The sequence below is a fragment of the Aeromonas sp. s11 genome, assembly GCF_040907945.1.
Taxonomy (GTDB): domain Bacteria; phylum Pseudomonadota; class Gammaproteobacteria; order Enterobacterales; family Aeromonadaceae; genus Aeromonas; species Aeromonas veronii.
Genome location: NZ_JBFOCU010000040.1, coordinates 19,419 through 44,032, shown reverse-complemented (window position 1 = coordinate 44,032; position 24,614 = coordinate 19,419). Strand labels below are relative to the sequence as shown.

Sequence of the window (24,614 nt, the reverse complement as noted above, 5' to 3'; positions counted from 1 at the left end):
ATGAATCTATGCTCCAGAATATGTCCATAGGTCAAAAGTTGAGTACTGGCTTTGCGGTGCTGGCACTTTGCGTATGCCTGCTTGCCGGGTATGGCGTCTCGCGACTGTCGTATCTCAATCAACAAAACACTGTATTGGCAGAGAACCTTATCCCTTCTGTTCGCTATGCAAGTCAGATGCATATCGCACTGCTTGATGCTCGGCGTTTCCAATTATCTATGGTGATCGCGATGGGCTACAACGACAGTGCGGATATTGAACGAACCCAACAAGGTGTGATGGATTCAAAGGCACGTTTTGAGCAGGCTGCGGCTAATTACGGCGGATTGGCTTTTAATGCTGCAGATGAAGAGCAAACCTTTAACGCGTTGAAGACTGCCGGAAATGCCTTTTTTACAGCGCATGACCCGCTATATCAGGCGGTGAAACAGAGTAGTGACAAGACAAGAGAGATTTTGCAAGGGAATCTCAGAACCACGCTGGAGCAGGCAACAAAATTAACGATGGATTTGCGTGAGATAAATGAGCGTATTGGCAAGGAGATGGATGCCCAAGGTGAAGAGGCATATACCAGCTCCAAATTCCTCAGTATCTTGACTGGCGCAGCGACTCTTATTTTCGTGGTGTTGATTGCATGGTATTTGAGTCAGCAAATCAAACGACCCGTTAATCGCTTGCTGGAACTTGTTGGTAGCGTCGCGGCTGGTGATTTGACTCATCGTGTGGAGTTGAATGCGTTTAATCAGGATGAATTAGGACAACTGGCGAAAGGCTTTGCGCAGATGCAAGAAAACTTGCGCAAACTGGTTGGTGAGGTATCCGGTTCTGTTGTACAGATGAGCTCTGCGGTAGAAGAGATCAGTGCCGTAGCAAGGCAGTCAGCCAACAACATGAATGCTCAGCAACATGAGTTGAATCAGCTGGCAACGGCGATGAACGAGATGCAGGCTACGGTGCAGGAGGTCTCTCGCAACACCAGCGATGCGGCCAGTGCTGCCACCTCGGCCAGTGAGACGGCCGAACTTGGTGCGCAAACGGTGAATGACTCCATTCAACGTATTGAACGGGTCGCCGGTGCCATCGAGAGTACCGCGGTGGTGATCCGCCAACTGGGCGATGACAGCCGCAATATCGGCATGGTGCTGGAGGTGATCCGCGGCATTGCCGAACAGACCAACCTGCTGGCATTGAACGCCGCCATTGAAGCGGCCCGTGCCGGTGAGCAGGGGCGGGGGTTTGCGGTGGTGGCCGATGAGGTGCGTACTCTGGCCAAGCGCACTCAGGACTCCACCTCCCAAATCAATACCATCATTGCCGAGTTGCAGCAGCGTGCCGAACAGGCCGGCAGTACCATGCAACAGAGTCAGGAGCTGATGAACACCACAGTTGCTACCGCGCGGGAAGCGGGCGAGTCTATCTCCCAGATCAGTGGCTCGGTCAGCAGCATCTCCCACATGAACATCCAGATTGCAACGGCCACCGAAGAGCAGGGGGCGGTGAGCGAGGAGCTCAACCGTAACGTGGTCAATATCAGCCATGCTTCCGAAGAGGTGGCCGCCGGTGCCACCCAGATGGCTCAGGCGTGCAACGAGCTGAACCATTTGGCTACCCAGTTGCAGGATATGGTGCGCCGTTTCAGGGTGTAATCCCTCGGCGAGCCAAACAGCCCGATTACCGCAAGGTGATCGGGCTTTTTTGTTTTGGAGGGGCAGCCAGAGAGGTTCACCGCGAGCGGATGACTTGTCCCGCCGGACGATATTGTGCATGCTGATGGCCCATTTTCCAGGCAGGACTCTTGCTGTATGAATCTTCGCGATCTCGAATATCTGGTGGCGCTGGATGAGGAAAAACATTTTCGCAAAGCCGCTGAACGCTGCTTTGTCAGTCAACCCACCCTGAGCGGCCAGCTGCGCAAGCTGGAGGATGAACTCGGGGTCATTCTGATCGAACGTACCTCGCGCAAGGTGCTGTTTACGCCTGCTGGCGATGCCATGGCCCATCAGGCGCGTCGGGTGCTCAAGGAGGTGCGCGAGCTCAAGAACATCGGTCAGCACTTCTCCGAGCCTATGTCCGGGGAGATCCATATCGGTTTTATTCCGACCGTGGGCCCCTACCTGTTGCCCCGCATTATCCAGACCCTGCGTGAGCGTTTTCCCCAGCTGGAGTTCTACCTCTACGAGGAGCAGACTCAAACCCTGCTCAAACGGCTGGAAGAGGGGGAGCTGGATTGCGTCATTCTGGCCGAGATGCCGGGGATGGAGGGGTTTGGTTCAATCCAGCTCTATCATGAGCCGATGTGGCTGGCGGTGCCTTGCCATCACCCCGAAGCACAGGCTAGACAGGTGCCGCTTGGTAATCTCAAGGGCAAGAAATTACTGATGTTGGCCGATGGTCACTGTTTGCGGGATCAGGCGATGGGGTTCTGTTTCGCCGGCGGGATAGGTGAGGATCAACGCTTCAAGGGCACCAGTCTCGAGACCCTGCGCAACATGGTGGCTGCCGGTAGTGGCATGACCCTGGTACCAAAGCTGGCCGTACCTGCCGATCATGATGAGGGCGGGGTGAGCTATCGACCTGTGGTTGACCCTGTGCCGGGGCGTACCATCTCGCTGCTCTATCGCCATTACTCGGTGCGTCGCCCCTGTTTCAATGAGCTGGCGGCCTCGATCGCCACGCTGATGAGCAAGCAGTTGGCCCAATAAAAAAACCGGCAGCCAAGGCTGCCGGTTTTGCTTCTGCCGCGATAACGACTTAGAAAATATCGTCGGTAGAGACAGGCCCTTCCACATCGGGGTTGTCACCGCCGTAGACCTGATTGCCATCCGAGCTCGGTGCTGCGTAGCGGGTCGGCTCGGTCCCTTCCTTGAAGTATTCGTCGGTGCCGCCACTGGTTGCCAGCAGGCCGGTTTCGCTATCAATCTTCACCGTCATGATCCCCTCGGGAACCGGCATCTTGTGCTCAGGCAGCTTTTTGAGGGCGACTTTCATGAAGTCGATCCAGATAGGCTGCGCGGCGCCACCGCCAAACTCGGCACGGCCAAGACCACGCTGGTGGTTGTCAAAACCGATCCAGGAGGTAGCAACGATGTCCGGGGTGTAGCCGGAGAACCAGGCATCCCGCGATTCGTTGGTGGTACCGGTTTTACCGGAGATGTCGTGACGTTTCAGGTCGCGGGCTGCACGCCAGCCGGTACCACGCCAGCCGTTGCCACCCCAGATGGCTGTGCTCAGGGTGTCGGTGATCAGGAACGCACTCTGGGCACTGATGGTATGCGGGGCGATGGTTGGCGCGAGAGGGGTCTGCGTGCCATCTTGTGCGGCACCATCAACAGTTGGCTCCGGCAGTGTGCTCTGCTCGGGGGCGGCCTGCTGTTCGCAGGTGGTGCAAGCAATAGCAGGATTGGCCTGATAGAGGGTGTTCTCCAGGCTGTCGGTCACTTTGTCGATGAAGTATGGGGTCACCAGGAAGCCACCGTTGGCCAGTACCGAGTAACCACGCACTACCTCGAGGGGGGTGAATTCGGCAGCCCCCAGTGCCAGCGACTCATGGGGAGAGATGAAGTCGCGAGGGAAACCAAAGCGGGTCAGACCGTCGATATAGGTATCCAGACCGATGGCACGCATCAGTCGAACCGACATCACGTTCTTGGACTTGGCCAGACCCAGACGCAGCGGGGTGGGGCCATCATAAACGGCCGGGGAGTTCTTGGGCTGCCACATGGGCCCTTTTGATGGATCCCACTGGTTGATCGGCGCATCGTTGATGAGCGACGCCAGGGTATAGCCATGCTCCAGCGCGGTCGCATAGAGGAAAGGCTTGATATTGGAACCGATCTGGCGACGCGCCTGATCGACCCGGTTGAATTTGGAGAGTTCGAAGCTGAAACCACCGACCAGCGCTTCCAGTGCCCCATTTTTTGGGTTCATGGCAACCAGCGCAGCATTCACATCCGGGATTTGGGCCAGCAGCAACTCTTCGCCCTCTTCCCGCACCCAGATCTGTGCGCCGACTTTCAGCACATCGCGCGCCGATTTCGGGGCATAGCTCTGGCGGTCGTCGGTAATAAAGGAGCGGGCCCATTTAATGCCGTTCCAGCCGAGCTCTGCTTCCTTGCCATTTTTCAGTACCAGCGTGGCGCTGCGATCACCGAGCTTGGTCACGACCGCCGCCATCAGCGGATCGTAAGTGGGTTGCTTGCCAAGGTGAGCGACAATCTGCTCGTAATCCCAGGCTGGCTCGCCAGCCTTCCACAACTGAGCCGTCGGGCCGCGATAGCCATGGCGCATGTCATAGGCAAAAACGCCATCCAGCAGCGCCTGTCTGGCTGCCCGTTGACGTTCGGCAGAGACGGTAGTGTAGACGTGCAGGCCCATGGTGTAAGCATCTTCACCGAACTGCTCGACCATCTTCTGGCGCACCATTTCACCGAGATAAGGGGCGTGCAGGGTCACTTCGGCGCCGTGAAAACGGGCCTTGATAGGCATTTTGGACGCTTCGTCAAACTGGGCCTGGGTGATCTTGCCGGTTTCCAGCATCCGGCCCAGCACAACGTTGCGGCGCGCAAAGGCCCGCTCGGGGGAGCGGATGGGGTTGAGCATGGAGGGAGCTTTCGGCAGACCGGCAATGATGGCGATCTCGTCCAGTCCCAGATCCTTGACCTCTTTACCAAAGTAAACCTGTGCCGCAGCACCGATCCCGAAGGAGCGATAACCGAGGGGGATCTTGTTGAGGTAGAGTTCGAGGATCTCGTCTTTTGAGAGATTCTGCTCGATCCGCCAGGCCAGGAAGACCTCCTTGATCTTGCGGATGATGGTCTTCTCATTGCTCAGGAAGAAGTTGCGGGCAACCTGCTGGGTGATGGTACTGGCCCCCTGACGGGCATGGCCGGAAACAGCCCAGACGGATGCAGCTCGAATGATACCTATCGGGTCAATGCCCGGGTGCTCATAGAAACGTGCATCTTCGGTCGCCAGTACGGCATCGATCATGGGTTGCGGAATTTCGTCCAGACGCAGCGGAATGCGACGAATTTCGCCATATTGGGCGATCAACTCCCCATCCCGGCTGTAAACCCGCATCGGGGTTGCCAGCTTGACGTCACGCAGTGCGGTGACATCGGGCAGTTGGGGTTTGATATAGAAGTAGATACCGATGAGGCTGGCAACACCCAGCACAGCACCCAGCATCATGACAATAAACAGGCGAACGAGCCATTTCAGCATGGAAGAACTACCAATCGTCTTAAAATTAGCCAACGGGCGCAGAGTATAGCCCTTTTGCCATCGGGAATTCGAGGTTTTCCTGTGGCGAGCCACCCACCTCAAAAGGATGCGAGAGGTTAGCACTACAGGGAGCAATAACCAAGGAGGGCCACTTGCCATGAAGAAAGCGAGATGGGTCACTTTTCGGCATAAACTTTATGACATTGATAGTTAGAGCATTTAGGATGAGTGAAGCACTCCTCTGATCGGGTGTCCTACACTCTGTTCAGGAATAAAACCAAATAACGCATGGATGTGTATATGTTTGGGCTTTTTAACAAGGGATCCCTCCTCCCTCTGGTGGGCATTGATTTCGGCAGCCAGACCATCAAGGCCGTTACCCTCAGTGGCCGACCTGGCAAGCTTCATCTCGAATCGGTCGCCGATATTGCCACCCCGAAAGGGACGCTGGTTGACTATCAATTGCAGGATATCGAGCGCGTCAGCCAATCTCTCAAGACCCTCAAGCGCCTGATCCCAGCTCACAGCGACTATGCCGCCACTGCGGTGACCGGTTCCAACGTGATAACCAAGGTGATCCAGATTGATGCTCGCCTCAGTGACAAGGAGCTGGAGAGTCAGGTGCAGCTGGAGGCCGAGCAGATCATTCCCTTCCCCCTCGATGAAGTGAGTCTCGATTTTGAGGTGCTGAGCACCAACAACAGTGAAGATCGTCAGGATGTGCTGCTGAGCGCAGCCCGCACCGAGAGTGTCAACGGCCGGGTCAGCGCCCTTGCCGAAGCCGGTATTGCCGTCAAGGTGGTGGATGTGGGCGCCCATGCGCTGGGCCGTGCCGTGGTGGCCTGTCTGCCCGAATTACAGGAGAGTGAACGGCCGATCGGGGTGATCGACATTGGCGCCAGTGCCATGACCTTTGCGGCGCTGGTCAAGGGGGAGGTGATCTACTCCCGCTTGCAGAACTTCGGTGGCGATCAGTACAGCCAGGCGCTCTCTTCCTTTTATGGCATGACGCTGGATGAAGCTGAGCAGGCTAAAACCAAAGGTACCTTGCCTGTTGACCATGAGCTGGATGTGCTGATGCCCCACATCAACTCGCTGCTGCAGCAAGTGCGGCGCAATATCCAGCTGTTTTGCAGTTCATCCGGTTATCGCGACATCGCAAAACTGGTGCTGACGGGGGGAGGCAGTCTGCTACCCGGTTTGTTGGTACAGGTAAAAGAAGAGGTCAATTGCGAGGTGTTGCACCCGGATCTGTTCGCCCTGTTTGGCAAGCCGAAAGGGGAGGCCGAGCTGATACATGGCGCTAAATATATGACGGCATTCGGGTTGGCTCTGAGGAGTTTCACACCATGTCAAATATAAACCTTCTGCCCTGGCGTGAAGCCCGAGCCCAGCGCCAAAAGAAACAGTTCGGGGCGTTGCTTGGGATTTTTGTGCTGGCCACGGTCGCGCTGGGATTTTTTGCCAACTGGCTGGTTGATCGCCAGATCGTCGCCCAGCAGCAGCGCAACCAGAGGCTGGTTCAGGAGATGACTATTCTGGATGCCCAGCTGGGGGAGATCCGTCTGCTCAAAGAGCGTCGCAAGGAACTAATCGATCGGATGCAGCTCATCGAGCAGTTGCAGATGCGCCGCAATGTGCCCGTCCGCCTCTTCAATCAGCTTCCTTCACTGGTGCCCAACGGGGTTTACCTGAACACCCTTTCGATGCAGAACAATATTATTGATGTTAATGGCAAGACCGAAGCCTATGGTCGGGTGGCCAGCATGATGCGGCGGATTGATGGTTCCGGTTGGTTGGGTCAGGCAAAGATAAGCACTATTTTTGCGGCTGATGTTGCGCCAGTGTCATTGAGCCAGTTTTCCATGATGTTCCTGATCGCCAACAATGCTGCGGCTGCAGGGAATGTGGCCAAGGAGCAACAATGAACCTTCAGCAACTCAACGAGCTGGATATCAATGACATAGCAAGCTGGCCAAAATGGGCAAAAGGGGTCTTCATCTTTTTCTGCTGCGTGTTGACCGGCGGCGCCATCTACTACTACGTGATTGCCAACTCACTGACCAGTTTGACTCAGGAAGCGGGGAAAGAGACCGAACTGAAAGCCCAGTTTGAAAGCAAGGCGATGCTGGCTGCCAACCTGGGGGCATACAAGGCGCAAATGGTTCAGCTTGAGCAACTGGTCGATACCCAGCTCAAGCAGTTGCCCAATACCCATGAGGTCGCCGGTCTGCTGGACGATATCAGCTTTATTGCTACCGACAACGGCTTGAAATTGAACCGGATCAACTGGGAACCCGAGGTCAAGCACGAGTTTTCAACCGAGCTACCAATGCGTATCGAAGTCGTGGGCACTTACCATGAAATTGGCAAGTTTACCGCTGACATGGCCGCTTTGCCCCGTATCGTCATCCTTGACTCCTTCACTCTGGGTCAGAGCAAGGATGAAGGGGAGCTGATTTCGATGTCGATGCTGGCCAAGACCTACAAGTACAACGGTAAAACAGTGGAGCCGAAACAATGAGACGCATCTGCTGGTTATTGCCTGCCCTCTTGCTGGCGGCCTGTGGTGGTCAGGAGGACATGGATAGCTATGTCGCCCAGACCAAAGCAAGGCCACCCATACCTATCGAGCCCTTGCCCGAGCTGAAGCCTTTTGCCCCTATGCACTACCAGCAACGCGAGTTGCGCAGCCCCTTCATGGTTCCCCAGCCTGAGGCGACGGTCGGAAGTACAAGTACTGCCAAGGCCCAGCCGGATTGTGCACAGACCCTGATGGATCGTGAGAAAGAGGTGCTGGAAAATTATTCGCTGGCCAGTCTGTCGATGCATGGTTCTTTGGGTAAGGCTGGCCAGTTGTGGGCCTTGATCAGCACCCCGGATGGCAAATCGATGCGGGTCGGACTTAACCAGTATATGGGGCTTGATCAGGGTCGGGTCATCAAGATCACAGACACTGCCGTGGATTTGCTGGAAACCATTCCGGACGGGAAGGGGTGCTGGGTAACAAGAGAAACCCAGTTGGCGATGGCCAATGTGCAAGAAAAACAATAATCAGGGACGAACAGCAATGAGAACAACAATAGAGAGTGTATCCAAAGTGGCTTTGCTGTTTTGCGCCAGCGCCCTCAGTCAGGCGTGGGCAGTGGCAACCCTGCAGGAGATCAAGGTCAATCCGCTGCTGGCCGATCAATTGCTGGTCGAGCTCAGTTTTAGTGAGCCGGTCACGGGCTTTACCGATCGTCTCTCTTACCAACCCAATCAGCTGTTGTTGCATGTTCCCGGTGCAGTAGGGGCGCTGAAAGTGAACCCGCTGCCGATCCAGCGCTTGGGGGTAGATAATATCAAGGTTGAGGGTAAGGGCGCAGGTCTTGATATCAAGATCGCACTCGATCAGCTTGCTCCCTATCAGGTGCAGCAACAGGGGAACAAATTACTGGTGTCATTGGGCGAGGGGGCCTCTTCCGGGCTCATCAATGGTGAGAGCGCCCTGATTGCACCCGCACCCTCGGCTACTCCTGTGCCAGCGCCCTCTGCGATGGTGGCCACACCCTCTCCCTCGGCGCTGCTCAATCCTCAGGTTGTCGCTCGGTCGATGCCTGTTGCGCCCGTGACAACGCCGGTAGCAACACAGCCTGCCAGCAAGCCGGTGCTCAACAACTATCAGAGCAGTGGGGGCGGCGCCTATTTCAACTCGGTTACCGGTGTGGATTTTCATCGTGGCAAAGATGGCCAGGGGGAGTTTCTGGTCACGCTGGATAACAGCTCGGCCGCCGTCGATGTGAGCAGCCGCGGCCAGACCGTACTGGCCAAGTTTCATGGTACTCGGGTGCCGGATGGTTTGCTTAATCTGATCAATGTGCAGGATTTTGCAACGCCGGTCTCTCAGGTTGACGTCTCCCGGCAGGGGAGCGATACCCTGTTTGAACTGTCGATCAATGGTCAGTTTGATTACCGTTACGATCAGGCAGACAAGCTCTTCATTATCGAGGTGAAAAAGCGGACGACGGCCACGGCATCCAAGCAGTATCAGGGCAAGCCCATCTCATTGAACTTTCAGGATATTCCAGTCCGTACCGTATTGCAGCTTATTGCCGATTTCAACAACCTTAACTTGGTAACCACAGATTCGGTATCAGGCAATATTACCCTGCGTCTGGATGGGGTGCCGTGGGAGCAGGCGCTCGACATTATTTTGAAGGTGCGGGGTCTGGATAAGCGGCTGGATAACAACATCTTGCTGGTAGCGCCTGCAGAAGAGATCGCAACACGCGAGAAGCAACAGCTGGAGAGCCGCAATCAGGTCGCAGATTTGGCTCCGCTCTATACCGAGTATCTGCAGATAAACTATGCCAAGGCCTCGGAAGTGGCTGCCCTGCTCTCTTCCGAAAGTACCAAGTTGCTGTCACCCCGTGGTGCGGTGAGCGTGGACGAGCGAACCAACGTGCTGGTGGTCAAGGATACCGCCGATGTCATCAGCAGCATCAAACGGATGCTCGATATCCTCGATATTCCGGTCAAGCAGGTGGTGATCGAGGCGCGGATGGTGACCATTGACGACGGCTTTGATGAAGCGCTCGGGGTGCGGTGGGGAGTGACCAAAAACGATGGTCATGGCAACAGTACGTCCGGTTCTATCGAAGGCAATGATTCATCTGGTAATGATAATGGTAACTCTGCCATAACCCGGGACCCGGCTGCGTTGGATCAGCGTCTCAATGTCAATCTACCGGTAACCAATGCCGCTGGCACCCTGGCATTTCAGGTCGCTCGTCTGGCTGATGGTACCTTGCTGGATCTCGAGTTGTCGGCGCTGGAAAAAGAGAGCAAAGCTGAGATTATCGCCAGTCCGCGCGTGACCACGGCGAACCAGAAACCGGCATTGATCGAGCAGGGTACCGAGATCCCCTATGTGGAGTCCTCTTCCAGTGGTGCTACCTCGGTTACCTTCAAGAAGGCGGTATTGAGCCTGAAGGTTACTCCGCAGATCACCCCTGACAATCGGGTGATTCTCGACCTGACCGTGACCCAGGATACCAAGGGTGAAACGGTACCGACCGGTACCGGTGACGCTGTCTCCATCAACGCCCAGTCCATCACCACTCAGGTGTTGGTGAACAATGGCGAGACCCTGGTGCTGGGCGGCATCTATCAGCAGACCATCAAGAGCGATGTGACCAAGGTGCCGTTGCTGGGTGACATTCCCGGATTGGGGGCCTTGTTTCGCAAGACCACCAGCGAGAACAAAAAGCGGGAGTTGCTGATTTTCGTGACGCCGAAGATAGTCACCGACGCCTTCTGAATGCTTTACATGTGAGGGTAAAACACATATAACCTTACGCCCCAATGAGGCTGGGGCGTAAGGGCTGCGGTTGCCAGTCCCGATATCTATTGAGATAATCCCCCTCCTGATCCATCGCAAGATAAGGTTCATAGGTACCCCGATCCAGTATTCATCGGGGTCGTACAGTTTGTAATTACTAACGAAAAGACATGGCTGAGAAACGCAATATTTTCCTGATAGGTCCCATGGGTGCGGGCAAGAGCACCATAGGTAGACATCTGGCAGAACAACTGCATATGGAGTTTTTCGACTCAGATCATGAGATTGAGCGCCGCAGTGGTGCTGATATCGGCTGGGTGTTCGATGTTGAAGGCGAAGAAGGTTTCCGGATTCGCGAAGAGAAGGTGATCGGCGAATTGTCAGAGCAGCAGGGTATCGTGCTGGCGACGGGTGGCGGTGCCATCAAGAGTCGCGAAACCCGCAACAAGTTGTCTGCTCGTGGCATCGTGGTCTACCTCGAAACCACTATCGAAAAGCAGCTGGCGCGCACACAGCGAGACAAACGCCGCCCTCTGCTACAGACCGAAGAACCGGCACGCGAAGTGCTGGAACGTCTGGCACAAGAGCGCAATGCCCTGTATGAAGAGGTTGCCGACTTTGTTGTGCACACCGATGACCAGAGCGCAAAAATCGTTGCCAATCAAATTGTAAAGCTGATCGGTATGTAATCTAGAGGACGTCCATGGAACGGTTGAAGGTCGAACTGGGTGAACGCAGCTATCCCATCGAGATAGCTGCAGGGTTGTTGCAGCGCCCCGAGGCGCTGGTATCGACCATCAAGGGCAAGCGGGTGATGATAGTGACCAACACGGTCGTTGCTCCGCTTTATCTTGAACAGGTAACCGCTCTGCTGTCGGGTTTTCAGGTTGAACACCTGATCCTGCCTGACGGTGAGGCGTACAAGAGCCTGGCGACCTTTGAGCAGATCATGTCTGCTCTGCTTGAAACCAACCATGGGCGCGATACGACACTGATCGCTCTGGGGGGCGGCGTGATCGGGGATGTGGTGGGCTTTGCGGCAGCAAGCTATCAACGTGGCATTCCTTTTATCCAGATCCCGACCACCCTGCTCTCCCAGGTTGACTCCTCTGTCGGCGGTAAAACCGCTGTCAACCACCCCCTCGGCAAGAACATGATTGGGGCTTTTTATCAGCCCAAACAAGTTGTTATCGATACCGAATGTCTGAGTACCTTGCCCGCCCGCGAATTTGCCGCAGGGATGGCCGAGGTGATCAAGTACGGCATCATTTGGGATGCTGATTTCTTCAGCTGGCTGGAGCAGAACATGGTGCGTCTGCAACAGCTGGAACCTGCCGCGCTGGCCTACGCCATCAAACGCTGCTGCGAGATCAAAGCCGATGTGGTCGGTCAGGATGAGACCGAGCACGGCGTCCGTGCGCTGCTCAATCTGGGTCACACCTTTGGTCATGCCATCGAGGCCGAGCAGGGGTATGGCAACTGGCTGCACGGTGAAGCAGTATCCGCCGGCACCATGCTGGCAGCCTGGACTGCGCAGGCCCGTGGCGATATGAGCGAAGCGGACGTTGCGCGTGTGCGCGCTCTGCTGCTGGCCGCCAATTTGCCCATTCATGCGCCTGCCGAGATGGATTTCGCCGCCTTTATTCGCCATATGCGCCGTGACAAGAAGGTGCTGGAAGGCAAGCTGCGTCTGGTGTTGCCGGTTGGCATCGGCCATGCGCAGGTGGTGGGGGATGTGTCCGATGCCGAGTTGCTGGCGGTGATCGAGTCTGGTCGTGACGAATAAACTGCTAAAACTTCCTTCCCAGCGGCAGCTGGTTGACCGGCTGCTGCATCTGATTGAATTCAATCACCCTTTCATTTTTCTCTCCGGTAAACCCGGTTGTGGTCGCGGTACCCTGTGCGAATCCCTGCTCGGCGTGTTGCCGGAAAAAGTGCGGGTGGTGAGCCTGATTGGTACACCTGCCATGAAGATGGTGGATGTGCGCCAGCTGTTGCTGCCACAGGTGGTGGCGCGCCCGCTGTTCAATCCACAGGATGCGCTGGCGGAGAGCTTCTTTCGCATGCTGGAGGGGAGCAAGCCAGCCACCCTGTTGCTACTGATAGAGCGGGCCGACCAGTTGCCAGCCGAACTGCTGGGAGAGTTGTGGGCGATCATACGTCATAACGATACCCTGGCGGCGCCCCATCAGCTGGCCATTATTGTCTCGGGCAGTGACGTCTGGTGTCGTACCCAACGACCGCAGCTCAAAGGGCGTGCCATGCCAGCCCTTGAGCTGGAAGTGCCGCCCCTGAGCCCGCCCGAGCAGCGCATCTTCTTGTATGAGAAAGCCAAAGAGCTCAAGATCCCGGCGACCCTCTTGCCCAAGCCGCAAGTGGAGGAGATCCTGAAAACGGCGAACGGACATCCGTCCACCATCATGCAGTTACTGGAGGATATCATGACCGACAGAAGGCCCAAGAAGCGTCAGGCGGAGTTGCCTGTCAAGAAGATTGCCACCGCTATCGCGCTGGTCGCTGGCGGCCTGCTGGCGCTGAGCTACCTGCTGCCTGCGCTGTTTGACAATGAAAGCAAACCGGCGCTGCAGGATCCGGCGCAGAACACGGCATTGCCGATCCCGGTAGCGGGAGGCGATCCCCTCACCGCTGGCGGTTCGAATACAGATTCCGCTGCACAAGGCGCGCAAAACAGCGCTGCAGCCAGCAATCCCAACGGGGTAGTGAAGGATTGGCAGCCGGAGGCGAAAGTGCTGCCCAAATCGGTGGAGAGCGAAACTGTGACCACCGAATCAATCAATTACGAAGGGCGTCGGGTGGTGATCTCTGACGAGGTCGTGCAAAAGCTGATGACCGAACCCAAGGTGAGCGGCGCACTGCCTACTGACGTGGTGGACGAGCTGACCGGCAAGAACCCGAGTGGCACAGCCCCCAGTGGTGTAATCGCAACCACGGCGCCAGCCAGTACCTCCAAAGCACTGAATCCGGCGACAACCGCAACGCCTGCGGCCACCACCAAAACCGCCAGCAACGAGCCGGTTGCCGCGCCAGCACCCAAGGTGGAGCTCACGCCCGTGGCGACTCTCACTAAGAAGCCGCGCAACCACTACAGCGTTCAGCTGATGGGAGCGAGCAACACCAAGGCGGTGGATCAATTTGTTGCCGAGCATGGTTTGGCGGGCAAGGTATGGGTCTATCAGACCAAATTCCGTGGCAGCCCCTGGTATGTGGTGCTGCAAGGGGACTATGCCGGTCTGACCCAGGCCAAGAGTGCCATTCGCAAGCTTCCGCCAGCCTTGCTGAAAGGCCAGCCCTGGCCCAAGTCGTTTGCACAGGTACAAAAAGAGCTGAAGCAATAGCCTTGATACCGGATAAGGGGGTAGAATCGTCCCCCTTTTTGGGTCTTGCCTTCTTACACACCGGATTTCCATGAAAAAAACACGCGCTTTTTTAAAATGGGCCGGGGGAAAATACTCCCTGGTTGAAGAGATTGCCGAGCGCCTGCCGGCCGGGCGTGTGTTGCTGGAGCCCTTCGTCGGGGCCGGGTCTGTGTTTCTCAACACCGACTACGACGCGTATGTGCTCAACGACATCAATCCGGATCTGATCTGTCTGTACAACCACCTCAAGCTGACGCCGGACAGTTTCATTGCCGAGGCGCGCAAGCTGTTTGTGGCAGAGCACAACCACAAGGCGGCCTATTATCGGCTGCGTACCCAGTTCAATCAGACCGAGACCACCTTCGAGCGGGCACTCTTGTTCCTGTTTCTCAACCGTCACGGTTTCAACGGACTGTGCCGCTACAACAAGAAGGGCGGCTTCAACGTGCCGTTCGGTTCCTACAAGAAGCCCTATTTCCCGGAAAAAGAGCTGTGGGCCTTTGCCGAAAAGGCGCAGAAGGCGACCTTTATCTGCGAGAGCTACGCCGACGCCATCAAGCGTGCCGAAGAGGATTGGGTTATCTATTGTGATCCACCCTATGCGCCGCTCTCCACTACGGCGAGCTTCACCACCTATGCCTCCGGCGGGTTTACCCTGGATGATCAGGCGATCCTGGCGCGACTGGCCCGTCACACAGCCGCTCACAAAGGGGTGCCGGTGCTGATCAGCAACCATGATATCGAGCTGACTCGTGAGCTTTATCGCGGTGCCCGCCTCGACGAGATCCTGGTCAAGCGCACCATCAGCCGCAACGGCGGCACCCGCAACAAGGTGGCCGAATTGCTGGCGCTCTATCCGCCCGGAATCGAACCGGAGCAGGGCTACTATCCCAGCGACAGTGAACTGCTGCCACTGACGTAACAGATCATGCGGCGCCCAGGGCGCCGTTTTTTATGGGCGCCCCTGGGCCCGTGCCGATGCCCCAAAACCTAGGTGGCTGGGGGAGGGGAGGCGATTGCCCCATTTACCCCGCATTCGAGTCGTTTTCGCCCGCCTTTTACGTTAAAATTGCGCCGCTTTTTCTCCCTGGCTGCCAATGGATGATGCTGATGAAAGACTTTCTGATTGCCCCCTCGATCCTCTCTGCCGATTTTGCCCGTCTGGGTGACGATGTAGCCAAGGTACTGGCTGCCGGTGCCGACGTGGTTCACTTCGACGTGATGGACAACCACTATGTCCCCAACCTGACCATTGGCCCCATGGTCTGTCAGGCGCTGCGTGACTACGGTATCGAGGCCCCCATCGACGTGCACCTGATGGTCAAGCCGGTGGATCGCATCATTCCCGATTTTGCCAAGGCCGGTGCTTCCCTCATCACCTTCCATCCGGAAGCGTCCGATCACGTTGATCGCTCTTTGGGCCTCATCAAGGAGATGGGCTGCCAGGCGGGTCTGGTGCTGAATCCGGCTACCTCGCTCTCCTGCCTCGAGTATGTGATGGACAAGCTGGATGTGATCCTGCTGATGTCGGTCAACCCGGGCTTCGGTGGCCAGAGCTTTATCCCGGGCACCCTCGACAAGCTGCGTCAGGTGCGTCGTCTGATCGACGAGAGTGGCCGCGATATCCGTCTCGAGATCGATGGTGGGGTGAAGGTCGACAACATTCGCGAGATCGCCGAAGCGGGTGCCGACATGTTTGTCGCCGGCTCTGCCATTTTCAGCCAGCCTGACTACAAGGCGGTGATCGACAAGATGCGTGCGGAGCTGGCTCATGTCACACGCTGAGCGCGCATTTGATTTGGTGCTGTTCGATCTGGATGGCACCCTGATTGACAGTGCCGCCCAGCTGGCGCTGGCGGTCAATCTGACGCTGACCGATCTGGGTCTGGAGCAAGCTGATGAAGCGGTGATCCGTACTTGGGTCGGCAACGGGGCTGACAAGCTGATCCAGCGGGCGCTCGCCTATCGTGAGGCCGATCCCGAGCTGTTTGCCAAGGCCCGCCCGATCTTTTTCCAGCACTACAACGCCTGCCTGCTGCAAGGGCTGGCTATGTATGACGGGGTGGCACAGAGTCTGCGTCGCCTGCAAAGCCTGGGCTACAAGCAAGCGATCGTTACCAACAAGCCGAGCGATTTCGTGGCCCCTATCCTCGATGCCCTTGGCATCGGTGATTGTTTCGAACTCTGGCTTGGTGGCAACTGCGTGCCGGTCAAGAAGCCGAGCCCGGAGCCCTTGCTGCACGCCTGCCAGGAGTTGGGGGTGAGCCCGGCTCGCACCCTGATGGTGGGCGACTCCGAAAATGACGTGCTGGCGGCCAAGGCGGCTGGCATGAAGGTGGTGGGTCTTACCTACGGCTACAACTATGGCCGTCCCATCGCCGACTCCCATCCAGACTGGGTATTCGAGCAGTTTGCCCAGCTCGATGCACTTTTGGTCTAATAGCGCAGCTGGGCTGGCTGAATAACAAGGATTAACACTCTCATGACTAAACCAATCGTATTGAGCGGAGCGCAACCCTCCGGTCAACTGACTATCGGCAACTACATGGGGGCCCTGCGTCAGTGGGTCAACATGCAGGATGAGTTCGACTGCCTCTACTGCATCGTCGACCTGCACGCCATCACCACTCGTCAGGACCCGGCTGCCCTGCGTAAGGCTTGTCTGGACGCAGCCGCCCTCTATCTGGCGGTCGGTATCGATCCCAAGAAGAGCACCGTCTTCATCCAGTCTCACGTGCCGCAGCACGCCGAGCTGGGCTGGATCCTCAACTGCTACACCCAGATGGGTGAGCTGTCGCGCATGACCCAGTTCAAGGACAAGTCCGCCCGTTTCGAGAACAACGTCAACGTCGGCCTGTTCGGTTATCCGGTGCTGATGGCCGCTGATATTCTGCTCTATCAGGCCAATCAGGTGCCGGTCGGCAACGACCAGAAGCAGCATCTGGAGCTGACCCGCGACATCTGCACCCGTTTCAACAACCTCTATGGTGAGGTGTTCACCATGCCGGAGCCCTTCATTCCGACCGAAGGGGCACGGGTGATGAGCCTGCAGGATCCGACCAAGAAGATGTCCAAGTCCGATGACAACGAAGCCAACTTCATCGGCCTGCTGGAAGATCCCAAGCAGATCGTCAAGAAGATCAAGCGTGCGGTGACCGACTCCGACGAGCCTGCGGTGGTGCGTTTCGATCCGGAAAACAAACCGGGTGTCTCCAACCTGCTGACCCTGATGTCCGGGGTGACGGGTCGCTCCATCCCCGAGCTGGAGCAGCACTTCGAAGGCAAGATGTACGGTCACCTCAAGACCGAAACCGCCGAAGCCGTGGTTGCGCTGCTGGAACCGATCCAGGCCCGTTTCCACGAGTTGCGTCAGGATGAGGCCCATCTGATCGCGATTCTGGCAGAAGGCGCACAAAAGGCGCGCGAAAGAGCTGAAAAAACCCTGACCAGCGTATATGATGTAGTCGGCTTCGTTCCTCGAGCCTGACATACTGGGAAGGTGTAGTAGAAGAGAGCTGGGTATTTGCCTGGCTTTCTTTATTTTCTGCCCGGCTATTTTGTTTAATTTCTTTATTTCAACCTGGGTAATATCCCCAAGAGAAAGCATGCCTGTTCAACCAACTATTTCTGCTGAAGAGCTGAGTGACAAAGGTCACTGGCTACGTAAATTTCGCAAGGCGAAAAACCTCAATACCCTGCAGTTGATGGTCTCCAATGCCATCGACAAGCACCATAAAACCCCTGCCGTTGCTGCCGCCATCTATCTGGCCGAGTGTCAGCGTGAACGGGAAATGGAACAGGGTCGTTATCTCGATCGTTAATTCTCCGCTGTTGGTTATCTCATGCTGTTGTTGATCGATAACTACGACTCTTTTACCTGGAACCTGGTGCAATATTTCGGCGCCCTGGGACAAGAGGTTGTGGTCAAGCGCAATGATGAACTGACGCTTGATGCCATAGCGCAGCTCTCTCCCCGTTTTCTGGTGATCTCTCCCGGTCCCTGTACGCCCAATGAGGCGGGGATCTCTCTCGATGCCATCAGCCACTTTGCTGGCAAGCTGCCCATTCTCGGCGTCTGTCTCGGTCATCAGTCGTTGGCGCAGGCCTTCGGCGCCCGCGTAATACGTGCCCGTCAGGTAATGCACGGCAAAACCTCGCTTATCCGCCATCGCAATGAGGGGGTGTTCAAGGGGCTCAACAACCCGCTGCGGGTGACCCGCTACCACTCCTTGGTGGTGGAGCGCGACACGCTGCCCGACTGCTTCGAGGTCACCGCCTGGAGCGAGCATGCCGATGGCTCGTTTGACGAGATCATGGGGCTGCGCCACAAGACGCTCCCTGTCGAGGGTGTTCAGTTCCATCCGGAGAGTATTTTGAGCGAGCAGGGCCATCAGTTGCTGGCCAACTTTCTGGCGCGTTCATAAAAAGTTGTGATCGCCTTCTCAAGTTCGAGAGAAGGCAAAAAAAATTTCCCTGACACTTTATTCACCCCCTCTCCTGCCCAAATTATCTCTTGCCAAGCCCCCCTGAGTCGTTATGCAATGCGGTTGCCTAAAATCTCAAGAGCAATCGAACATTGTTCCTTATAGGCCGTCTTGTTACAGACTTTTTACTTTATTTCTGTGATAATCCCGTCACGTTTACACGGATTTAACTTTTGGGCGGTGGATTATTCTGTCGCCGAATCGAAGGAGAGCTATATGTCAGAGTTGTTGGCAGTGACACGTGAAGTGTTTGATGAAGTGATGGTTCCCAACTATGCGCCCGCCAAGATCATCCCGGTGCGTGGTGAAGGGTCACGTGTCTGGGATCAGGAAGGGCGCGAGTATGTCGACTTCGCCGGTGGCATCGCCGTCAACGGTTTGGGTCACTGCCATCCCAAGCTGGTCGAGGCCCTGAAAACCCAGGGCGAGAAGCTGTGGCACCTCTCCAACGTCATGACCAACGAGCCGGCCCTGCGTCTGGCCAAGAAGCTGGTCGCCGCCACCTTTGCCGACAAGGTCTACTTCTGCAACTCCGGCGCTGAGGCAAACGAGGCTGCCCTCAAGCTGGCTCGCCGCTACGCCATCGAGAAGTTTGGCGAGCAGAAGACCCAGATCATCGCCTTCAATCAGGGCTTCCACGGTCGTACCTTCTTTACCGTCAGCGTCGGTGGCCAGGCTGCCTACTCAGATGGCTTCGGTCCCAAGCCCGGTGACATTACCCACGTACCCTACAACGATCTGGCGGCGCTGGCCGAGGTGATCTCCGACAACACCTGCGCCGTGGTGATGGAGCCGCTGCAAGGGGAGGGGGGCATCATTCGTCCTACCGACGAGTTTGCCAAAGGGGTGCGCGAGCTGTGCGACAAACACAATGCCCTGCTGGTGTATGACGAAGTGCAGTCCGGCGTCGGCCGGACCGGTGATCTCTATGCCTATATGGGTCTGGGCGTCACGCCGGACATCCTCACCAGCGCCAAGGCACTGGGAGGCGGTTTCCCCATTGGCGCCATGCTGACTACCAACGAAATCGCCTCTTACCTGAAAGTGGGCACTCACGGCTCTACCTACGGCGGCAACCCGCTGGCCTGTGCGGTCGCCGAGGCGGTGATCGACGTGATCAATACTCCGGAGGTGCTGGCTGGCATCAAGCAGCGCGAGCAGCTGTTCCGCGATGGTCTTGAAGCCATCAATGCCAAATACCACTGCTTCAGCGAGATCCGCGGCAAGGGTCTGCTGCTGGGCGCGGCCCTGAGCGATGCCTACAAGGGGCGTTCCCGTGACTTCCTGCTGGCCTCCATCGATCAGGGGCTGATGGCACTGGTGGCCGGTACCAATGTGGTTCGTTTTGCCCCTTCACTGGTGATCCCGGAAGCGGACATCAAGGAAGGGTTGGCCCGCTTCGAGAAGGCGGTTGCCCAGGTGGTTAACGCCTGATTCCAAATTGAGGTGGGGAGCTCTCCCGGCAGGAGCCGGGACCCCACCTGTCGTCAATGAAAGGGAGTTGTCATTTATGTTGGTTATCCGTCCCATCGAGCAAAAAGATTTTGCCGGGCTCAAGACCTGCGCCATCGAGTCCGGCACCGGCATGACCTCGTTGCCCGTCAACGATGAGCTGCTGCAGCGCAAGATTGACGCCTCTACCCAGACTTTTTCCGACAAGCCCGCCGGCAAGGGGGACTGCCTCTACTTCTTCGTGGCCGAGGACCTGGAGACCGGCGAGATGGTGGGCACCTGTGCCATCGATGCCGCGGTTGGCCTCTCCCAGCCGTTTTACAACTACCACATCGGCAAGGTGGTGCACTCTTCTCCCAAGCTCGGCATCTACAACGTCGTTGAAACCCTGACCCTCTCCAACGACTACACCGGCAACTCCGAGCTCTGCACCCTGTTTTTGCGCGAATGTGCCCGCGAGGGGCTCAACGGCCGCCTGCTCTCCAAGCACCGCTTCCTGTTTATGGCCGAACACCCCGAGCTGTTTGACGAGACCGTCTTCGCCGAGATGCGCGGCGTCTCCGATGCCAACGGCCACAGTCCCTTCTACGAGTGGCTGCAGACTCACTTTTTCTCGATGGATTTTCCAACCGTCGACTATCTGACCGGCATCGGCAAGAAGCGCTTTATCGCCGAGTTGATGCCAAAGTATCCCATCTACGTCAATTTGCTGAGCAAAGAGGCGCGGGCCGTTATCGGTCAGACCCACGAGAAGACCCGCCCGGCCATCAAGATGCTGCAGGACGAGGGCTTCGTGAACCGTGGCTACGTCGATATCTTCGATGCTGGCCCCACCGTCGAGTGTGACGTGAAGAATATCCGCAGCGTGCGCCGCAGCAAGAAACTGCGGGTGCTGGTGGGCGAGCCTATCGGTGGCAAGACCCACCTTATCTGCAACAGCCGTTTCGAACATTACCGCGCCTGCTACGGCAATATCCGGGTCGATCTCGACAAGCACGAAGCCATCATTCCGCCCAAGATGGCGGCGGCACTCAAGGTGCAGGATGGCGACATGGTGCGGGTGGTTGACCTCGACTGAGGTAAACAGGACAAGCAAATCGATTATCAGACAGGCAGCCGAGGCTGCCTGCCAGCGACAGGGAGTGAATGGATGAGCCAGTTAGTGCAATTTATCGACGGTCAGTGGCTTGCCGGTGAAGGCAAGCCGTTCGAGTCAACCGATCCGGCCAAGAACGAGGTGATCTGGCAGGGGGCTGCCGCCAGCGCGGCGCAAGTGGATGCCGCCGTCAAGGCCGCCCGTGCCGCCTTTTACCACTGGGCGGACATGAGCCTTGAGGATCGCCTGACTATAGTGCGTCGTTATGCCGACCTGCTCGGCGAGCAGAAAGAGGCGCTGGCCCTGACTATCGCCCGCGAAACAGGCAAACCGCTGTGGGAGACCCGTACCGAAGTAGCCGCCATGCAGGGCAAGATTGCCATCTCCATCCGGGCGCACGACGAGCGTACCGGCACCGTTGAAAATGCCATGCCGGGCGCCAAGGCGTTTGTCCGTCACAAGCCCCACGGTGTGGTGGCGGTGTTCGGCCCCTACAACTTCCCGGGTCATCTGCCCAACGGTCATATAGTCCCGGCGCTGATTGCGGGTAACGCCGTGGTGTTCAAACCCTCCGAGCTGACCCCCATGGTGGCCGAAGCCATGGTCAAGGTGTGGCAGCAGGCCGGATTGCCCAAGGGGGTGCTCAATCTGGTGCAAGGGGAGGTCGAGACCGGCAAGGCGCTGGCTGGCAACCCCGATATCGACGGCCTCTTCTTTACCGGCTCGTCTCGCACCGGTCATTTCCTCCATCAGCAGTTTGCCGGTCAGCCGGGCAAAATTCTGGCCCTCGAGATGGGCGGCAACAACCCGCTGATCGTGAAAGATGTGAGCGACATCGACGGTGCGGTGCATGCCATCATCCAGTCGGCGTTCATCACTTCCGGTCAGCGCTGCACCTGCTCCCGCCGTCTGTTTGTCGAGCGCGGCGAGCGGGGCGATGCCCTGGTCAAGCGACTGGTCGAGGTGGTCAGCCAGATCAAGGTCGGCCTCTATGACGCCGCCGAACAGCCGTTCATGGGCTCGATGATAAGCGAGAAGGCGGCCCTCGGCATGGTCGAGGCGCAAGCCAACCTGCAACAGCTGGGTGGCGAAAGCCTGCTTACCCTCAAGCACCTGGAAGCGGGCACAGGCTTTGTCTCCCCGGGCATTATCGACGTGACCTCAGTGAGCGCGCTGCCGGACGAAGAGTACTTCGGCCCGCTGCTGCAACTCATTCGCTATGATGATTTCGATGCCGCCATCGATCAGGGCAACGCCACCCGCTACGGTCTCTCGGCCGGTCTGTTGGGGGACAAGGAGGCGGACTGGCACCATTTCTTCAAGCGGATCCGCGCCGGTATCGTCAACTGGAACAAACCCATCACCGGCGCCTCCAGTGCCGCGCCGTTTGGTGGTATCGGTGCTTCCGGCAACCACAGAGCGAGCGCCTACTACGCGGCTGATTACTGTGCTTACCCAGTTGCCTCCGTTGAAGACAGCAAGGCTGCCATGCCGGATCAACTGTCGCCCGGCCTGCGCTTCTAATAACGACACGGGGCATCCAGCGGTGCCCCCATCTGTACCCGCAATCAAAGGAAAGAGAGATGCAAAAGGATATCGACACCCTGTTCAGCCATCTGTGGGACAACTACATCAAGGTGACCCCGAGCGCCCTCAAGGTGCACACCCTGCTGGGTGGCGGCGAGCCCATCGTCAACGATCACGTGGCGTTTCGTACCTACAACCTGCCCAAGCTGGGGCTGGAGAAGCTGGCAGCCCACTTCCTGGCGCTCGGTTACGAGCAGAAGGGCGAGTACGTTTTCAAGGCCAAGAAGCTCTACGCCAAGCACTTCGAGCATCAGGATCCGGACGCTCCCAAGGTGTTTATCAGCGAGCTGAAGGTGGAAGAGCTCTCCCCAGCGGCGCAGGCCATCATCCACAAGCTGGCGGATCAGGTGCCCGCTCATCTGACCGATACCCCGGCATTTCTCTACACCGGTGCCCCCTGGCAGGTCTCCTATGCCGATTATCAGACTCTGCTGGCGGAGAGCGAGTACGCGGCATGGATGGCAGCATGGGGCTATCGTGCTAACCACTTCACGGTCAATATCAACAAGTTGAAGGATTTCGACACCATCTATCAGGTCAATGCGGCGCTCAAGGCGGCGGGTTTCGTGCTCAACAGCGTGGGTGGCGAGGTGAAAGGGGACCCGCAGGTGATGCTGGAGCAATCCTCCACCATGGCGGACAAAGCCGAGGTGCCGTTCAGCGATGGGGTGCGTACCATCCCGAGCTGCTTCTACGAGTTTGCCCTGCGCTATCCGCAGGCCGATGGGGTGCTCTATCCGGGCTTTGTCGAGGCCTCGGCCGACAAGATCTTCGAATCGACGAATGCCATGTAACGGGAGCCACCCTGTTTCAGTCGCAACGCCTCCTTTGTGGAGGCGTTTTGTTTGGCGCAGAGTGACGGTATCGGGTGTTGTCTGACGCCGCGTGAAGAGGGGATTTGGACGGCGCCCAACAGGTGAGAATTTGTTGATAAAAATGTGAACGAGATCACTTGATACGACACAGATTGACGCTGGCGGCGGAGCAAAAAGGAGTAGAATGGCGCTTTATTTTTGCGGGGCCAATCGATGCCTAACTATCACTTTTTCAAGCAGGGTCAGGCGCTTACCTATCTAGATGCCAATGCACCCAGCTATAGCGATGAGCGTCGTCAACTGGTCGAACAGGGATTTGCCGCCATCGCCGCCCCCACCTTTGCAGATACCCCTGCCGAAGCCCTTGAGTTGCTTCGCACTCATCAGGCACTACAGGATGAGGCGCAGGCCAACGCCCTTTGTCTGACGGTTGCCACCATTCCGGCGGTGATCGCAACTCTGTCCGGGCACTGACGCTACCGCCATGCTCACCTGAATAAAAAATGGTGCCACTGTGATGGCACCATTTTATCGGTTTGCCTGCTTGCCCCTGAGCCGTTTAGCGCGGGTGTAGGTCACCTTCGATGACCAGCACGGTATCCATCCCTGCCGCCTTGCCTGCCTCAAGCCCGATCCGGGTATCTTCAAACACCAGACAGTTGGCGGGATTGGCGCCGAGCAGTTCGGCCACCTGCAAGAAGGTATCAGGGTGCGGCTTGTGGTTGGTGACATCATCGGCGCTCACCACCACAGAGATATAGGCATCGAGCCCGGTACTTTTCAGGATGGAGTCCGCCTGATTGCGCGGTGAGCCGGTGCCAATCCCCATCTTGACCTTGCCGTGATAGTGCCTGACCAGCTCCCACATCTTGGGAAAGACGCTGACCTTGTCGATATGTTCCATATAGAGGGCAATCTTGCGACGGGTAAAAGCCTCGACATCCACCGTCAGCCCCTGCTGCTCGGCCAGCATGGCGATGATCTTGCGGGTGGGAATGCCGCCATACTGATAGAGCTGATCCCGCTCGAAGGGGATGCCGAATTCGGCGCAGGTAAGCTCCCAGGCATCCAGATGAAGGGGCATGGAATCTACCAAAGTGCCATCCATATCGAAAATCAGGGCATCGTAGTGATCAAACCCGTACTGCTCACGCTCGCTCATGGGGGCTCCTTGAATCAAATAGAGCAGGCTAGCAGAAACGGTCGGCGTTTTGTGGGATCGGCCTCATGGTTGGGCAGATTGTGGCCGCCGTTTTT

General features: G+C 57.3%; 23 protein-coding genes. 21 read left to right on the top strand and 2 right to left on the bottom strand.

The features are described 5' to 3' along the window. Positions 1–8: 8 nt before the first annotated feature. Entirely contained in the window at positions 9–1,646 is a 1,638-nt protein-coding gene (locus AB5Y84_RS11530) for a methyl-accepting chemotaxis protein (protein WP_021229786.1), read from the top strand. Between the two features lie 156 nt (positions 1,647–1,802). Beyond that, positions 1,803–2,702: a DNA-binding transcriptional regulator OxyR gene (oxyR, locus tag AB5Y84_RS11525; RefSeq protein ID WP_257725279.1), complete on the top strand. Its 900-nt coding sequence runs from the start codon at positions 1,803–1,805 to the stop codon at positions 2,700–2,702. A gap of 49 nt (positions 2,703–2,751) precedes the next feature. Here the strand turns inward: oxyR and AB5Y84_RS11520 are convergent, their stop codons facing one another. Next, on the bottom strand, positions 2,752–5,223 hold the full coding sequence (locus AB5Y84_RS11520) for a penicillin-binding protein 1A (protein WP_257725280.1): 2,472 nt from the start codon (positions 5,221–5,223) through the stop codon (positions 2,752–2,754). 300 nt (positions 5,224–5,523) lie between these two features. Between AB5Y84_RS11520 and tapM the strand changes: the two genes are divergently transcribed. The 19 genes from tapM (at position 5,524) to AB5Y84_RS11425 (ending at position 23,831) form a co-directional block, all read left to right on the top strand. Next, a complete protein-coding gene (gene tapM, locus AB5Y84_RS11515) occupies positions 5,524–6,585 on the top strand; it encodes a PilM family type IVa pilus assembly protein TapM (RefSeq protein WP_308218875.1) in 1,062 nt (353 codons plus the stop codon). After that, entirely contained in the window at positions 6,573–7,151 is a 579-nt protein-coding gene (tapN, locus tag AB5Y84_RS11510) for a PilN family type IV pilus biogenesis protein TapN (protein ID WP_005353997.1), read from the top strand. The genes tapM and tapN overlap by 13 nt, the downstream gene beginning before the upstream one ends. Continuing rightward, positions 7,148–7,747, top strand: a complete 600-nt coding sequence (gene tapO / locus AB5Y84_RS11505) for a PilO family type IV pilus biogenesis protein TapO (protein WP_019446350.1) — start codon at positions 7,148–7,150, stop codon at positions 7,745–7,747. The genes tapN and tapO overlap by 4 nt, the downstream gene beginning before the upstream one ends. After that, positions 7,744–8,277 carry a pilus assembly protein PilP gene (locus AB5Y84_RS11500; protein ID WP_005335020.1) on the top strand — a complete coding sequence of 178 codons (534 nt, stop codon included), beginning with the start codon at positions 7,744–7,746 and terminating at the stop codon, positions 8,275–8,277. The genes tapO and AB5Y84_RS11500 overlap by 4 nt, the downstream gene beginning before the upstream one ends. 16 nt (positions 8,278–8,293) lie before the next feature. Next, positions 8,294–10,525, top strand: coding sequence for a type IV pilus secretin PilQ family protein (gene pilQ, locus AB5Y84_RS11495; protein ID WP_257725282.1), 2,232 nt, complete (start codon positions 8,294–8,296; stop codon positions 10,523–10,525). 191 nt (positions 10,526–10,716) lie between these two features. Then, the gene (aroK, locus tag AB5Y84_RS11490) at positions 10,717–11,235 is read left to right on the top strand and encodes a shikimate kinase AroK (RefSeq protein ID WP_005335014.1); all 519 of its coding nucleotides are present in this window, start codon (positions 10,717–10,719) and stop codon (positions 11,233–11,235) included. 14 nt (positions 11,236–11,249) lie between these two features. Next, a complete protein-coding gene (gene aroB, locus AB5Y84_RS11485; protein WP_005335012.1) occupies positions 11,250–12,332 on the top strand; it encodes a 3-dehydroquinate synthase in 1,083 nt (360 codons plus the stop codon). Then, positions 12,322–13,902: an SPOR domain-containing protein gene (locus tag AB5Y84_RS11480; RefSeq protein ID WP_368176970.1), complete on the top strand. Its 1,581-nt coding sequence runs from the start codon at positions 12,322–12,324 to the stop codon at positions 13,900–13,902. The genes aroB and AB5Y84_RS11480 overlap by 11 nt, the downstream gene beginning before the upstream one ends. Before the next feature lie 70 nt (positions 13,903–13,972). After that, positions 13,973–14,845, top strand: coding sequence for a Dam family site-specific DNA-(adenine-N6)-methyltransferase (locus tag AB5Y84_RS11475; RefSeq protein WP_005335008.1), 873 nt, complete (start codon positions 13,973–13,975; stop codon positions 14,843–14,845). 188 nt (positions 14,846–15,033) lie between these two features. After that, the gene (rpe, locus tag AB5Y84_RS11470; protein WP_005335006.1) at positions 15,034–15,708 is read left to right on the top strand and encodes a ribulose-phosphate 3-epimerase; all 675 of its coding nucleotides are present in this window, start codon (positions 15,034–15,036) and stop codon (positions 15,706–15,708) included. Next, positions 15,695–16,363, top strand: coding sequence for a phosphoglycolate phosphatase (locus tag AB5Y84_RS11465; protein WP_257725285.1), 669 nt, complete (start codon positions 15,695–15,697; stop codon positions 16,361–16,363). The genes rpe and AB5Y84_RS11465 overlap by 14 nt, the downstream gene beginning before the upstream one ends. 42 nt (positions 16,364–16,405) lie before the next feature. Then, complete coding sequence (trpS, locus tag AB5Y84_RS11460) at positions 16,406–17,410, top strand: tryptophan--tRNA ligase (RefSeq protein ID WP_005362251.1); 1,005 nt, start codon at positions 16,406–16,408, stop codon at positions 17,408–17,410. Between the two features lie 118 nt (positions 17,411–17,528). Next, the gene (locus AB5Y84_RS11455; protein WP_005334997.1) at positions 17,529–17,744 is read left to right on the top strand and encodes a hypothetical protein; all 216 of its coding nucleotides are present in this window, start codon (positions 17,529–17,531) and stop codon (positions 17,742–17,744) included. 21 nt (positions 17,745–17,765) lie between these two features. After that, the gene (locus AB5Y84_RS11450; protein WP_064335705.1) at positions 17,766–18,347 is read left to right on the top strand and encodes an aminodeoxychorismate synthase component II; all 582 of its coding nucleotides are present in this window, start codon (positions 17,766–17,768) and stop codon (positions 18,345–18,347) included. 276 nt (positions 18,348–18,623) lie between these two features. Further along, complete coding sequence (locus AB5Y84_RS11445) at positions 18,624–19,841, top strand: aspartate aminotransferase family protein (RefSeq protein WP_058055649.1); 1,218 nt, start codon at positions 18,624–18,626, stop codon at positions 19,839–19,841. A gap of 76 nt (positions 19,842–19,917) precedes the next feature. After that, complete coding sequence (astA, locus tag AB5Y84_RS11440) at positions 19,918–20,937, top strand: arginine N-succinyltransferase (protein ID WP_005334994.1); 1,020 nt, start codon at positions 19,918–19,920, stop codon at positions 20,935–20,937. Between the two features lie 72 nt (positions 20,938–21,009). After that, entirely contained in the window at positions 21,010–22,479 is a 1,470-nt protein-coding gene (astD, locus tag AB5Y84_RS11435; RefSeq protein WP_368176969.1) for a succinylglutamate-semialdehyde dehydrogenase, read from the top strand. Between the two features lie 59 nt (positions 22,480–22,538). Continuing rightward, entirely contained in the window at positions 22,539–23,336 is a 798-nt protein-coding gene (locus AB5Y84_RS11430) for a DUF1338 domain-containing protein (RefSeq protein ID WP_368176968.1), read from the top strand. 234 nt (positions 23,337–23,570) lie between these two features. After that, entirely contained in the window at positions 23,571–23,831 is a 261-nt protein-coding gene (locus AB5Y84_RS11425; RefSeq protein WP_139410741.1) for a hypothetical protein, read from the top strand. 85 nt (positions 23,832–23,916) lie between these two features. On the opposite strand, the gene AB5Y84_RS11420 is transcribed toward AB5Y84_RS11425, so the two are convergent. Then, positions 23,917–24,519, bottom strand: coding sequence for an HAD family phosphatase (locus AB5Y84_RS11420; RefSeq protein ID WP_182963402.1), 603 nt, complete (start codon positions 24,517–24,519; stop codon positions 23,917–23,919). Positions 24,520–24,614 lie beyond the last annotated feature (95 nt).